This window comes from Paenibacillus solani (genome assembly GCF_050475945.1).
Lineage (GTDB): Bacteria > Bacillota > Bacilli > Paenibacillales > Paenibacillaceae > Paenibacillus_AQ > Paenibacillus_AQ solani_A.
The window spans coordinates 441,824-454,910 of sequence record NZ_JBCMXJ010000007.1; the positions used below are offsets into that span (position 1 = coordinate 441,824).

A 13,087-nucleotide genomic window follows, 5' to 3' on the forward strand; every position below is an offset into this window, starting at 1 on the left:
CTTTCGCTTGTGAACAAGACCTATTCGATTGCAGAATAGGTCTTCTTTTTATGGACATAATCGATATGAAGCAGGGCAATTTAAGTCCGTGAGACCTTATGGCGTATAGGTTTATGTAGAAACGAAGTAAGCGGACAAGCATATTTTTTGTTGCTTTTTCATATGGTTCTTTTATAATAATAATGTTTATTTCTTTCAAAGGGAGCCATGATCATTATTGAATAAGTCCGAACTGAACCGAATTATGCAAGAGCTTCTACGTCGGTCGGGCAGCAGTGTCACCGTGGAGACGGAGGCATATTTTCCAGGGGGCCGGTTAATCGGCGGGAAATATGTGATGGATTCGCATAGTGTGACGATGTATACCGAAGTCATACGCCAGCAGTGTATGCAGCTGTTTGGTACACTTGAGCCGTTTCATGCTTATTTTGCGGTGGTATTTGCACATGAGCTGGGCCATTCGATGGATCTGATGCTCTCATCATTGTGTGATCGGATGAATAATACGCTAGATGAATGGGAGCAGAATCGAATTGCGCTCCAAATTGAAGAGAATGCTTGGAATAACGCTCTGCCATGGCTCCAGGATATCGATCCGGAGTTCGTACGGACCATCATGGATTGTTCGCTGGAAGCGTACCACGAAGTGCTTACGCCAGAAATTGCATAAGAAGCATGATTCCAGGGCCGGAATGGCCATAACATGACAAAGGCACCCCTCGGGGTGCCTTTTTTTGAATGGTTTAAGCATATAATGTTTCCTTAATAACGGATGTTATATAGAATCAAACCAAAGATAGCAGCCACCACAATAAACACGCCTGCAGCGGCCAAAGTCATTAACCACTCACTAAGCAAGCTTTGCTGCTGGATGCCTTGCAGCTTCTCCTTTGCTTTTTTCTCCGAGACGTCTTCTTTAATTCGATCCAAATACTCAGGGCCTAGTACCATGGTTGTCCCTCCTGCAAACGTGATAAGTTCATTATACTGGAGAATAAATATAAAGAAGTGAAGCTCGCCTGAGCTTCACTTCTTCTGGTTTAGGCGTCCGTGAACAAACGCAGCGTCTGATCAGCTCTCCGGATCCAGCTGCTTCAATGGCTCAATGGCAGGCCCTTCTATCACCTCACCAGTGTAACGAAAGCGTGATCCGTGACATGGGCAATCCCATGAGCGTTCGCCCTCATTCCACTCAACCTCACAGCCGAGATGGGTACAGGTCGTATCCACGAGATGGAGATTTCCCTTATCATCCTTGTAAGCTCCGGCACGCTGGCCGTTATGGCGCACGACGGCGCCCTCGCCCGCCTTCAGTTCCGATATATCAGCGTGGGACATTTCCATCTTACCGGCAACGAAATCCTTGGCAACCATAGCGTTCTGCACGATAAATGTTTTGACGCTTGGGTCCGCCTGGAAGCGGGAAGGACTAAAGACGTCAGCATACCGATTATCCTTCTCCAAGATTTGATCACAGATAAGGTTCGCCGCCAAGGTTCCTGTCGTCATGCCCCATTTCCGAAAACCTGTCGCCACGAAGATTCGATCTTGATGCGATGTGAGAGGGCCGATGTATGGCACTTTATCCAGTGTGATCAGGTCTTGCGTGGACCAGCGAAATGGGATCGCGGAGGCGCCCAGCAGATTTCCTGCGAATTCCTCCAGATTCTCGTAATGCTGATGGGTACAGATGCTGCGACCCGTCGGATGATTCTCTCCGCCGACGATAACCAGCTCCTCTCCGTTATACGAGGCGGAGCGCAGGGAGCGGGACGGTTCATCCACGCTTAAGAACATTCCGCCAGGATACGCGGTCTCGGGTTTGATAGCTATGGCATAGGAGCGTTCCACATGCAAACGCGTAAAGAATAGTCCCTTCCCATCAACGAACGGGAAATGGGATGCGGAAACCGCATGATTACAAGTAACCCGGTGTCCGCCGCGTTTTGTCAGCAGCGTGATCGGTCCCTCGGTTTCGGCTTTTTCATCCATGGTCGTGCTCTCATAAATCCTGCCTCCGAGCTTTAGGAATTGTTCAAGCAAATGCTTAAGATACTGTGTCGGATGGAACTGATATTGCCCCGGCATCTTAATAGCTCCCAGGGTCGGTATCGGCAGTGGAAGGCTATCCAGCCATTCTCCGGGAATGCCCAGCTTCTCATAAGCTTTGATCTCATCTTGCAGCTTGGAGAGATACTTATCGTCCTGTTGGGCGTAAATATGGGCATCCTCCAGCTTCAGCCCGAACTTGTCCTCTTCTCCGCCGATGATATTGCGGATGAATTCAATGGCTTCCCGATTTGCTTCGTAATAAAGCCTTGCTTTCTCCTCTCCAAAATGACTCATCAGTTCATGGTAGATCAGCCCGTGTTGTGCTGTTACCTTAGCTGTCGTATGACCTGTGGTTCCATTCAGGATTTGTCCGGCCTCAATCAGCACGACGTCCTTGCCTGCCTCGGCTAGCAGATAAGCAGTCGTTATTCCGGTTATGCCAGCTCCGACTACGGCCACATCCGTCTCGATATCCTCAGTCAGACGAGGAAAAGAGGGAAGGTCGGTAGTCGCCAGCCACAGAGATTCCGGATATTGCGGCAGCTCTTGATGCGATGAATTGGATGGGTTCATTCACAATTCCTCCTCAAATTCGATGGATATTGCCATTAAATTCAGACTCTGTTCTCCATTATTACCACATGGTAATGATTAGAAACGAGGTTGTCCTTGTTTCCTTCAGCTTCTATAGGTTCTGGATGATTGTAAATAATTTGGGACATTTATGAAGAAGCTAGAGGAATAGTTATTCGGAATGAAAGAAGGCGAGGGAACAATCATGACTAAGAGCCAGCATTTGGATGCGGACCGGGCCAAGAAGTATCTGCAGGAGCATTTCAAGAATGCCGGAGACATCGAGCAGCGCGAGATGAGGAATGAGAATGAATATGTATTACTGATCTATTTAAAAAGTATCTGCGATCCTGTCGTGGTGAATGAAAACCTGGTGGATCGCTTTTACGAACTCAAGTCTTTGGATTTATACGAACAATTCATTCGCTCCTTTCCTTCGAGCCTAGTGCCTCAAGATGAAGAGGAGCTGCTCCGTAATATGCTCAAGGGCTGTGTAGCCATATTCATCAGGAATCATGTGTTGTTATTTGACGCCTTGTTGGTCAATGCAGGTGGCATACAGCCTCCCAGTACAGAGAATGTCATACAAGGTCCTGACGACTCTTTCACGGAAAATATCGAAGTGAACCTGAACCTGATTCGCCACCGGTACCAAACGGCCAACTTGAAGACGGAATTCATGACCGTTGGCAGTCTGTCACAGACCCGAGTCATCATTATGTATGATGCCAGCAAGGTGGAGGATGCGGTATTAAAGGAGCTCCGAAAGCGATTGTCAGAGATTAAACAGGAGATCGTGCAGTCGGCGTCTGAAATCGAGAAGCACACGATGCATCCCCGATTGCGTCTGTACCCTACCTTGATGCTGACCGAGCGCCCCGACCGGACCGTCTTGAATATATCTCAAGGCAAGATTGCAGTGTTGGTGGATTCTACAGGGTATGCCATTGTATTACCGGCCATATTCAATGATTTCTTCACATCGATGGATGACAAAATACAGCTTCCCCCGGTCGGCTGGTTTATGAAGACCATTCGGTATATCGCATTGTTTATAACCGTGCTAATGCCAAGTCTTTATGTGGCCTTTACGTCCTATAATCCGGAAATATTGAAGATGCAGGTAACGCTGCTTATTGCGGGAAGTCGGGCAACGGTTCCGTACCCGTCCTTCTTCGAGGTGCTCTTCATGCTGCTTGCAATGGAATTTCTGACGGAAGCGAGTGTCCGGCTGCCCAAAGCGATTGGTCAGACGGCCACCACTGTAGGGGGGCTTATTCTAGGAACGGCTGCTACGGAAGCGGGACTTGTAAGTAACATCATGATCATACTGGTCTCCGCCGTGGCTATTACGAATTTTGTAATCCCGTTCAATATGATGAGCTCCGGCATTAGGGTCTCGAAATATGTCTTCATTGGACTGGCAACCTTCTTCGGTTTGGTCGGCATCGTTCTGGGAATGGTGGCGATGATTATGTACCTGACGAGCCTCCGTTCGTTCGGCAAACCTTATTTGAAAATGTTTGCTGTGGAATGGAGAAAGAAAGGAGATCAACGAAGTGGTTAGAAACAAATACTTTTACTATCTCTTTCTGCTCAATGCAACCATCAACCTGATCAATTATGTCCCCCGCATCTTAATTACGGATCGTTTCGACGGTGCGCTTATGTCGATTGCCGTTTCCATTCCGATTGGCGTGCTGCTTATGTTTACCTTCGTGAAACTTATTCAGAAGTTCCCCGGGCAAGGACTGCCGGAGATTTTTCGTTCAGTCATGCCTAAGTGGATATCTGGCATCCTCCTGATGTTATTTGGATTTGCATGGTATTTCTCCAGCGTTATTACTTTGCTCAGTTTCGTCGATATTACGTCCCGTTATATCAGTCCGGATGTATCTCCAATTATTGTCCTGTCCGGATTTCTGATTGTTGTGGCACTCAGCGCTAGGCTGGATTCCGAGTCGATTCTCTATGCACTGGAAATGATCCTCTATATCACGGTGCCAATTATCGCCTATATGTCTTGGCGTGTCTTCAGCAGCCCTTATTTCAGCTGGGATGCGGTGAGGCAAGTCATTACCCATGCCTGGAATATGCCCAACTATAAGACGATGGCCGCGGCAACCTATATCTATACGGGATATATCAACATGGTGGTATTCAACCGGATCTTTCACAAATTTAGAGCCCGGTATATTTGGGCGATAGGTGTGGCCAGCTTGCTTACTCTTCTGATTTCGATTTTCGCCCCGATTGGCATATTGGGAGCTGCAGGCGCAGGAGCACATGTGTACCCTGCTTTCTCAACGATAGATTCCCTTCGGATTCGCTATTTCATCATTGAACGGATGATTTATATCTTTTTTGTGGTATATATGTGCCTCTCCCTTGTAAATTCCATCATTCATTGGCATGTGGGCAAGGAATTGATGCTGGGAGGACTCGGGTTCAATTCAGAACAAACCGAATCATTAGACAAAAAACGAAAAATAGAGTGGTGGGTGCTTATCCTATTTTCTCTGGTTATCTTTGTATTGTCATTTTATATTAACCAGTACATATTGAACGATATGGCAATCGTATTTCTGGATGTCCGGTTTATGGGTGAACTCCTGCTCATTGCCCTGTTGTTCTATGCAGCATGGAAGAAAAGGAGGAAGAAGGCATGAAAGTCCTGAAGCGGGGGCTGATTTATGTCATTTGCTGCTCTCTTTTGTTTCTGCCAGGATGCGATTTTCGGGATATCGATCTGAGGCTGTTTGTGCTGGTCATAGGGGTGGATAAATCTAAGGACAATCCGAGTATGCATCGATTCAGCTTCAAAATTGCGATTCCCTCGGGCGACCCGAAGTCCGGTGAAGAAAAATCGATACTGATAACACAGGAATCGACAAGCATCGCGGAAGCCATCCGGGAGGTTAAATCAAAAGTGGATAAGGAGCTTGAATTCGGGCATTGCAAGGGGATCTTATATGGCGAGGCCTTCGCTCGGGAGAACATCAGCATAATTCAAGACTGGACCGTTCGCAGGCGGGATATGCAGCTTCTGATGTATCCGGCGGTTGCCGTTCCGACGGCAGAAGCCGTGTTGAAAGTTCAGCCTTCCACGGAGCGGATTGCCGGAAATTCGATTTTTCTGGCCCTGAGTGAAGATGGGACGGAGTCTCCCTTTATTATCCGGACGTATTCTTTTGATTTGGCCCGCCGTATGACAGAGGTGGGGGAGGATCCGATCATGCCTGTTGTGGAGGCGAGCGCCGAGCAGATCTTAACGATCAACAAGGTCGCTTTGTTGGATAAAAAAAGAGTGAAGGTCATTTTGTCACCCGATGAAACCAGGCTGTTTAAGCTCCTGCATTCGCGGAATTTAAGAACGAATATCGGAACGAAGATAGAGGGTGAATTATTTGAATTGAACACAGACAGAACCGGGTCAAGATACGACATCGTGACAGATAAGCCTGGGGAGGAAGCGATTGATTACAAGATTCGAATTACGGCGACATTGGAAGAGAAGGAAGATCCCAAGCAGCTGGACCCGAAGGATCTCGACGTGATCGAAGCCCAGCTCAGCAAGGAAATAGGTCAAGCAGTGAAAAAAATGCTGGAGAAAATTCAGAAAACAGGGCTCGATCCCCTGGGGTTCGGCTTGCGGTACGGAGGAACGCACTGGAATAATCAGACAGAAATGCAGGATTGGCAAGCTATCTATGCCCGGGCAAAGATCAACGTATCCGTCAAGGTAAAAATAAAGTCAACCGGCTTTAAACGTTAGTTAGAGTAAATCTGTCTATTGAACAGGAAGATGTTACAATAAAGGTAAGCATTTACTTGTATAAAGGAGGTTTCACATATGGATTTTAGGAGATTGGGCGGAAGCGGACTGAAGGTTAGCGATATCAGTCTGGGGAGCTGGCTGACGTACGGGGGATATGTGGAACGGGAAAATGCGGTCAAGTCGATTCAGACTGCATATGGACTCGGTGTTAATTTTTTTGATACGGCGAATGTCTACGCTCAGGGAGCAGCCGAAGTGGTTGTGGGGGAAACGCTACGGGCATTTCCGAGGGAATCCTATGTGCTGGCCACGAAGGTATTCGGTAAGATGGGAGATGGGCCCAATGACCAAGGGCTGTCCCGCAAACATATTAAAGAGCAGTGCGAAGCGAGTTTGAAGCGGCTGGGTACCGATTACGTCGACATTTATTATTGTCACCGCTACCATGAAGAAACACCGCTTGAGGAAACGCTGCGCGCGCTGGATGATCTTGTCCGCCAAGGAAAGGTACTTTATGTAGGGGTTAGTATGTGGACCGCGGCCCAGATGGAAGCGGCATTGGCTGTGGCAGACCGGTATTTGCTGGATCGCATCGTGGTGAATCAGCCGCTGTACAACATGTTCGAGCGCGACATCGAGAAGGAAATCATTCCACTAGGCGAAAAGAAGGGAATTGGACAGGTGGTGTATTCCCCTCTAGCCCAGGGACTTCTAACGGGTAAATATGCCTCCAAGCAATCGGTTCCCGAGAACAGCCGTGCTTCGAAGCTTGGCCTTGATCGGCTCAAAATCAGCGAAGACCGCATCCGGAAGGTCCAAGAGCTGGAACGCATAGCGAGTGAGCTTAATCTTACCATCGGACAATTGGCCTTGGCCTGGATTTTGCGGCAGGATAACGTAGCCAGTGCGCTCGTAGGCGCCAGCCGTCCGGAGCAGGTAGAAGAAAACGTGCAAGCTTCCGGCGTTAAGCTGTCAGGTGACACACTGGCGGCCATTGAAGATATTTTGCAAGCTGAATAAAACTACGACAGCATCAAGTCATTGATTTCGCTGGCGTAGCAAACGCGATTACGACCGCTGCTTTTTGCCCGGTACAGCTCCCGGTCTGCCTGCTCAAGTAGCTCCTTGGCATTTTTCGAGCGGATCGTATCAGGATGGACGGCGGCACCGATCGAAATGGTAATCCGTAGCGAGGTTCCATCATCCAGGTTGAAGACATGGTTCTCTACGGCAGCGCGAATGCGTTCCGCAATGGTGGCCGTCTCATGGATCGTCGCTTCGGGGACCAGCACGGAGAACTCTTCCCCGCCGTTGCGGGATACTTCATCGAAAGAACGCGAATGATCCTTCAGCACTTTGCTGAGCTGTTGCAAAACGACATCTCCGGCCGCATGGCCGTAGGTGTCGTTTATTCGTTTGAAATGATCAATGTCGACGACGAGGACACCCAGCCGTTCGCTGAAATGCTGGGCTTCAAGAAAGCGCTCAGATAACAGCTGTTCGAACTGGCGCAGATTGTGCAAACTGGTCAGGTAATCTGTTTCCGCATTCTTTTTCATTTGCAGAAAAAGTTTATTGGAAGTGTTGATATATTCGGTAAGCATGTAGATGACCACTGTAGCGAGCACCGAGATGATAACGTGCTGTGTGAATACGGTGAATACCTTCTGGTGGTCGGAAATATTCATCAACATGATACATAAAAGCACCAGCATGCTGGATACATTCATAAGCATCATGATGCTCAAACGGTCCCAATGGATACGGGAGAGTAGCCCGCAGACGATGCCGGTCAGCAGCATACCGGCCGCCGCAATGGCAGCGGAGCTGGACACACCGAAGAGGATCAGCCTTCCAAGTGCAATCAGAATCCCTGCAATCAGGGACGGAAGCCAGCCCAGGTAGCTGGCGATGACCACGATGGCCAGATGCCGCAAGTCGGCAAAGAACCGGGGATCAATTGGGAAGGAATAGTACATTAAGATGATCCCGTATAGGCCAAACAGCAGTCCGGCATTCATCTTGATGGTGATCGATGGGGTGACAACGCCTGCGACATATTTTTTGGACAGTAGTCCGGATAGATACAAGAAAGTCACAAATATACAGAAGTTGGTGAATAGTATATTAATCATGGGGATCCTTCCTTTCTCACGTAACCTGCCACAAGGACGGCAGGACGATGAGGACATTCACCCCTATATTATCGGAAAATGGAATTGTATGTCGAATAATAAACGTTTTTTTTGTTAATTTTCGGGTGGTTGTAATGGCAGACAAACTTCGAACATCGTTCGCTCCGTTGTACTGAATACCTGAATCGTGCCATGGTGGGCATCCACGATGGCTTTGACAATCGCCAGGCCAAGTCCCGAGCCGCCGGTCTGATCCGTACGCGATTCATCCGCCCGGTAGAACCGCTCAAACAGATGAGGGATTGCCTGCTGAGGTATGGGGGGACCGTAATTGATCACTTGTACTCGGGCTTGTTTCGCATCCCGGGATACATTAAGATCCACCCGCCCGGCTTCCCGTCCGTGACGCAGCGCATTGGACAGTAGATTCTCGAAGGTACGCATCAGCTTATCTCCGTCTGAGGAGATTATGATCTTCTCGGTGGAAGGTGTGAAGACGACCTCAATCCCTTCATGCTGACCGGTTAAGGAAAAGTCGACGGCCAATTGTGCGAGCAGCTCTATCAGATTAATTTCAACACGGCTAATCGGAGAGTAACCCAGCCGAGTGAATTCGAACAAATCATTAACGAGGCCTCCAAGGCGCAGCGACTTATCATACGCAATGTCAGTATAATAACGGAGCTCAACTTCATCCTTGTACCGGTCTTCATGGACAAGCCGCAAATAACCGATGATGGACGTGAGCGGGGTGCGCAGATCATGTGAAACATTGCTGATGAGTTCGTTCTTGGATTGGACAGCCATGCGCTCCTCCACAAGCGAGAGCTTAAGCTGCTTGGCCATTTGGTTAATTTGCACAGCCATCTGGCCAAGTTCATCATTGGACCTTACCAGGATTTCCTGATCCAGCTCACCTTTGGCGAGCCGTCTCGTTCCCTCCATTAACAGATTGATTTGGCGAATGGAACCTTGACTTAGAAGCAGCACGATGCAGATAAATAGTACAATTCCGACGATGGTCGGGATAATGGGAAAACCGAAGAAGCTGACAAGGAGTCGTTCCGCCCGGAAGAGGGAATCTACCCAAGGCTCCTTCCAGTATTCCCTTCCGATCAATCGCATGATCTGCTGTGCAATAAACAGGATGAATAAGGTCAAGGCACCGCTGACAAAGAACAGCATGATGATCTTCCACTGCAATTTACGCATGGATTTTGTACCCGACGCCCCACACGGTTTGGATCAGCTTATACCCAAGCTCTTTCTCGAGCTTGTCCCGCAGATTGCTGATATGTACCATAACCGTATTGTTGGACACATAATATTTTTCCTTCCATACTTGTTGGAATATATCCTCGGCGCTGAAGATTCTGCCTGGCTGACGGGCAAGCAAATACAGAATTTCAAATTCTCGGGCCGTCAGGGAAATCGCTTTGCCGTTCGCCGTCACTTCATGGGTTGTCCGGTTAATATCGAGTCCATCAATCTGGATCCGTTCACTCTCTCCTTGATGCAGATCGGCATTGTATTGGGTGGAGCGCCGCAGCAGCGTTTTGACGCGTGTGGTCAGTTCCAGCGGGTTGAAGGGTTTGATCATATAATCATCCGCGCCGGTCATCAGTCCTAGGATCTTGTCCATATCCTCACTTTTAGCGCTCAGCATCAGGATGGGAATCGAAGAGGTTTCCCGAATTTTGCGGCAGGTTTCAATCCCGTTCAGCTTGGGCATCATGACATCCAGAATGACCAGATCGATTGTTCCGGAATTTCTGGACATGGCTTGCAGTGCTTCCTCCCCGTTATGGGCTTGAAGAACACGGTATCCCTCATTCTCCAGATAGATGGAGATCAGCCCGGATATTTCTTTATCGTCATCAACAATCAATACACTTCTCATTAAAACATCCTCCAGTACATGACCCATTGAAATCAAAGTTTTCTTACGAACAGTGTAACCCAAATTAATCGTATAAGTGATGCTTTACCGCAGAAACTGCAATTTCCAGGGCGAAGGATTAAGAATGGATCTTGAAACACGACCTAAAAAAGATGGGATAGGAAATATGGCAGGATGTTTTGCCGTTCGAAACCGTAATCCATCAACTTCCGCGTTTCGGTAAATCGTTGATCGGCATTCCCTGTTCCCATGACAACGGTGATCAGGCGGTTTCCACTGCGCGACGCTGTTCCGGTGAAACAATACCCTGCTGAGCTTGTATATCCCGTCTTGAAGCCATCGTTCCCTTCATAAGCATAGGGTTCGCCGGGGAGCATGAGGTTGGTGGTATGCAGGGAGAGCTTCTTCTGTGGAACCACCACATCACGCTGGCTGGTGATTTCAAGCAGATCCGGGTGTTGATTCAGCAGCCATCTGGCTAGCATGGCCGCATCCCTGGCCGTCATCATGGTTTCCCCGTCAGAAGCTGCTTCTGCATAAGGAAGCAGATCGGCGGCAGGCAAGCCCGATGCATTGGCGAAAACGGTGCGCTCCGATAAACCGATTTCCTTGGCGCGGTCGTTCATGGCATCCACAAAAGCCGACTCCGAGCCGCCGAGATGCTCAGCAATAGCCACAGCGGCATCATTGGCGGAATGAATGATGAGCGCCTCGAACAATTGTTTCAGCGTGTACACCTCACCTTCATGCATGCCGATGCTTGAGCCAGGAACCTCTGCAGCGTAGCGGCTAATCGATATGTTCTCGTCCCAGGTATGCTGCCCGGAGCGGACAGCGTCCAGAGCTAACAGCTCTGTCATCATCTTGGACATGCTTGCGGGAGGAAGGGCAAGGTCGGCATGCATCGCGTACAGGACCCTTCCCGTATCCGCATGAATCAGGATGGCGGAGCTGGCTTTAATGGGAGGGGGAATAAACACCTTTATAATGAATACGGCTACTAAAATGACGCTAAGCAGGAGGCACAGCAGATGTAAGCTTGCACGCCCTTTTTTATGCCGTTTTGGCCGTGCATCCCGCGTGCTCATCGTTTTCATAGCGGTGTGGGAGCTGTCAGTCGTTGAGAGAGGTTTTCGGGGATGTTTCGCTAATGATTCCATGACGCTTAATCAACTCCTATGACTCTATATTGCTTTTTTATAGTTGGTTCTCTAAGTCTAGCTTGGCAAGCTAAAGGAATTTTTAACGGAACCTAAAGAAATCTTAAAGATTTCCAGGGTCTGGAATGCTGGTGATAGTTGACCTCTTGATGAATAGGATTTATACTTGATCTAAAAATAAATTAAAAGGGTGAATACCTTGAAATCCTTAAATTTAACGACACAGCGCCAAGCGGTATATGATGTCCTGCGGGAATCGCATGATCACCCAACGGCTGCGGACATTATGAACCGGTTAGTGGAGAAAGGATATAATCTTGCGTACGGGACGGTCTATAACTCTCTACGTTATTTGGCCGATAAGCAGCTGATCCGGGAGCTGAAGTTGGGTGAAAGTGCAAGTCGATACGATGCCCGCACAGACGAGCACCAACATATTATTTGTGAAGTATGCGGTAAAGTGGACGAGGTCATGACGGAAGTGCCAGAAGAATGGGCAGCAACGGTAGCCGAGGAAACCAGCTATGTTATCCATCATGCACATGTCGTATTCGGAGGAGTGTGTCCTGAATGTCAAATCAAACGGAAGAAATGACGGAATTAGGAATGGTTTATTCGTTCCCGGAATGGAATTCCGGCAATTCGTATATGCGTCCGACATATCCGATGGCGATTGGTGATGCTTGTCCCACCACCTTGCGGGCTGCCTTATTGAGTCGTTCCCCGGGTCGAGTGAACGAAATGTTCATCACCCTGACCGAGAATTGCTTCGAGGTCATGATGTTTCGCAAATGGGATCCCCGCCTTCAGTCGGCCCTGAATACAGGTCTGCTCATTGCGGATATGACTGGCTGTCGGAATATGGCCGCGTTCAGCAAGGAGAAGGAGCTATTGCTTCCGGAACATACAACGATTCCGATCCTGTATCTTGTACGTGAAGAGCTTATGAGCAGTGCGAGCTCAAGCTTGCTGGATGAAGAACTCATGGTATGGCCTGCCCGCTCCAAGAATACGGTAATGTATCAGGTACAGCGAACGATTCGCTTGTTCTCCCCGGCTGCGGCTTTGTCCGGTGAAGGCGAGGTTGTCCGAGGCTTGATGTATAAAGACTTGTCGATTGACCGGGACAAAATGACGGTTCATCGAGGCAGTACCCCCATTCATCTAACCAAGACAGAGTATCATCTGCTCATGCTGCTGCTGGACAGCGAAGGGGCTGTATGCACGCGAGAGGATCTGATGTGCAAAATATGGGATACGGACTTCATGGGAGGCAGCAACGTCGTTGATGTCCATGTCAAAAGCTTACGTAAAAAGCTGGGCGATAAAGCAGGAGCACCTCGCTATATTGCAACAGTCAGAGGAGTGGGATACCGCCTGGCGGATTAATCCCCTCCCTTTTTTTTATTTGTTTTCATATTCACCGTGGATTCATCTGACCTTCATACAAGGATCACGGAACACTCACGGGACACTCATGATCCGCCGG

At 48.7% G+C, this 13,087-nt stretch carries 13 protein-coding genes; 7 read left to right on the forward strand and 6 right to left on the reverse strand.

Going from position 1 to position 13,087, the window contains the following annotated elements; translation table 11 throughout:
- Nucleotides 1-217 precede the first annotated feature (217 nt).
- Complete coding sequence (locus tag ABEQ74_RS10160) at nt 218-670, forward strand: hypothetical protein (protein ID WP_430122029.1); 453 nt, start codon at nt 218-220, stop codon at nt 668-670.
- A 92-nt stretch (nt 671-762) separates the two neighbouring features.
- Here the strand turns inward: ABEQ74_RS10160 and ABEQ74_RS10165 are convergent, their stop codons facing one another.
- Nucleotides 763-951, reverse strand: coding sequence for a hypothetical protein (locus ABEQ74_RS10165; protein ID WP_430122031.1), 189 nt, complete (start codon nt 949-951; stop codon nt 763-765).
- A gap of 120 nt (nt 952-1,071) precedes the next feature.
- On the reverse strand, nt 1,072-2,625 hold the full coding sequence (locus tag ABEQ74_RS10170; protein WP_430122033.1) for an FAD-dependent oxidoreductase: 1,554 nt from the start codon (nt 2,623-2,625) through the stop codon (nt 1,072-1,074).
- Nucleotides 2,626-2,830: 205 nt separating this feature from the next.
- Here ABEQ74_RS10170 and ABEQ74_RS10175 point away from each other — a divergent pair, with 205 nt between their 5' ends.
- The 4 genes from ABEQ74_RS10175 (at nt 2,831) to ABEQ74_RS10190 (ending at nt 7,423) form a co-directional block, all read left to right on the forward strand.
- On the forward strand, nt 2,831-4,192 hold the full coding sequence (locus ABEQ74_RS10175) for a spore germination protein (RefSeq protein WP_430122035.1): 1,362 nt from the start codon (nt 2,831-2,833) through the stop codon (nt 4,190-4,192).
- On the forward strand, nt 4,185-5,294 hold the full coding sequence (locus tag ABEQ74_RS10180; protein WP_430122037.1) for a GerAB/ArcD/ProY family transporter: 1,110 nt from the start codon (nt 4,185-4,187) through the stop codon (nt 5,292-5,294). The genes ABEQ74_RS10175 and ABEQ74_RS10180 overlap by 8 nt, the downstream gene beginning before the upstream one ends.
- On the forward strand, nt 5,291-6,400 hold the full coding sequence (locus ABEQ74_RS10185) for a Ger(x)C family spore germination protein (RefSeq protein ID WP_430122039.1): 1,110 nt from the start codon (nt 5,291-5,293) through the stop codon (nt 6,398-6,400). The genes ABEQ74_RS10180 and ABEQ74_RS10185 overlap by 4 nt, the downstream gene beginning before the upstream one ends.
- A gap of 78 nt (nt 6,401-6,478) precedes the next feature.
- Nucleotides 6,479-7,423 carry an aldo/keto reductase family protein gene (locus ABEQ74_RS10190; RefSeq protein ID WP_430122041.1) on the forward strand — a complete coding sequence of 315 codons (945 nt, stop codon included), beginning with the start codon at nt 6,479-6,481 and terminating at the stop codon, nt 7,421-7,423.
- Nucleotides 7,424-7,425: 2 nt separating this feature from the next.
- On the opposite strand, the gene ABEQ74_RS10195 is transcribed toward ABEQ74_RS10190, so the two are convergent.
- The 4 genes from ABEQ74_RS10195 to ABEQ74_RS10210 form a co-directional block, all read right to left on the reverse strand.
- Entirely contained in the window at nt 7,426-8,538 is a 1,113-nt protein-coding gene (locus ABEQ74_RS10195) for a GGDEF domain-containing protein (RefSeq protein WP_430122043.1), read from the reverse strand.
- Between the two features lie 114 nt (nt 8,539-8,652).
- Nucleotides 8,653-9,750, reverse strand: coding sequence for a sensor histidine kinase (locus ABEQ74_RS10200; RefSeq protein WP_430122045.1), 1,098 nt, complete (start codon nt 9,748-9,750; stop codon nt 8,653-8,655).
- Entirely contained in the window at nt 9,743-10,438 is a 696-nt protein-coding gene (locus tag ABEQ74_RS10205; RefSeq protein ID WP_430122047.1) for a response regulator transcription factor, read from the reverse strand. The genes ABEQ74_RS10200 and ABEQ74_RS10205 overlap by 8 nt, the downstream gene beginning before the upstream one ends.
- A 143-nt stretch (nt 10,439-10,581) precedes the next feature.
- Nucleotides 10,582-11,598 (reverse strand): D-alanyl-D-alanine carboxypeptidase family protein, encoded by a 1,017-nt coding sequence (locus tag ABEQ74_RS10210; RefSeq protein WP_430122049.1) that lies wholly within the window; start codon nt 11,596-11,598, stop codon nt 10,582-10,584.
- A 199-nt stretch (nt 11,599-11,797) separates the two neighbouring features.
- On the opposite strand from ABEQ74_RS10210, the gene ABEQ74_RS10215 reads away from it, so the two are divergent.
- Entirely contained in the window at nt 11,798-12,193 is a 396-nt protein-coding gene (locus ABEQ74_RS10215; protein WP_430122051.1) for a Fur family transcriptional regulator, read from the forward strand.
- Nucleotides 12,169-12,987: a winged helix-turn-helix domain-containing protein gene (locus ABEQ74_RS10220; protein ID WP_430122053.1), complete on the forward strand. Its 819-nt coding sequence runs from the start codon at nt 12,169-12,171 to the stop codon at nt 12,985-12,987. The genes ABEQ74_RS10215 and ABEQ74_RS10220 overlap by 25 nt, the downstream gene beginning before the upstream one ends.
- The last annotated feature ends 100 nt before the right edge of the window (nt 12,988-13,087 follow it).

What these genes read in the sequence shown, in the direction of transcription:
- ABEQ74_RS10165 (WP_430122031.1), bottom strand. Translation starts at nt 951, where the DNA reads ATGGTACTAGGCCCTGAGTATTTGGATCGAATTAAAGAAGACGTCTCG.
- ABEQ74_RS10170 (WP_430122033.1), bottom strand. Translation starts at nt 2,625, where the DNA reads ATGAACCCATCCAATTCATCGCATCAAGAGCTGCCGCAATATCCGGAA.
- ABEQ74_RS10175 (WP_430122035.1), top strand. Translation starts at nt 2,831, where the DNA reads ATGACTAAGAGCCAGCATTTGGATGCGGACCGGGCCAAGAAGTATCTG.
- ABEQ74_RS10185 (WP_430122039.1), top strand. Translation starts at nt 5,291, where the DNA reads ATGAAAGTCCTGAAGCGGGGGCTGATTTATGTCATTTGCTGCTCTCTT.
- ABEQ74_RS10190 (WP_430122041.1), top strand. Translation starts at nt 6,479, where the DNA reads ATGGATTTTAGGAGATTGGGCGGAAGCGGACTGAAGGTTAGCGATATC.
- ABEQ74_RS10195 (WP_430122043.1), bottom strand. Translation starts at nt 8,538, where the DNA reads ATGATTAATATACTATTCACCAACTTCTGTATATTTGTGACTTTCTTG.
- ABEQ74_RS10200 (WP_430122045.1), bottom strand. Translation starts at nt 9,750, where the DNA reads ATGCGTAAATTGCAGTGGAAGATCATCATGCTGTTCTTTGTCAGCGGT.
- ABEQ74_RS10205 (WP_430122047.1), bottom strand. Translation starts at nt 10,438, where the DNA reads ATGAGAAGTGTATTGATTGTTGATGACGATAAAGAAATATCCGGGCTG.
- ABEQ74_RS10210 (WP_430122049.1), bottom strand. Translation starts at nt 11,598, where the DNA reads ATGGAATCATTAGCGAAACATCCCCGAAAACCTCTCTCAACGACTGAC.
- ABEQ74_RS10220 (WP_430122053.1), top strand. Translation starts at nt 12,169, where the DNA reads ATGTCAAATCAAACGGAAGAAATGACGGAATTAGGAATGGTTTATTCG.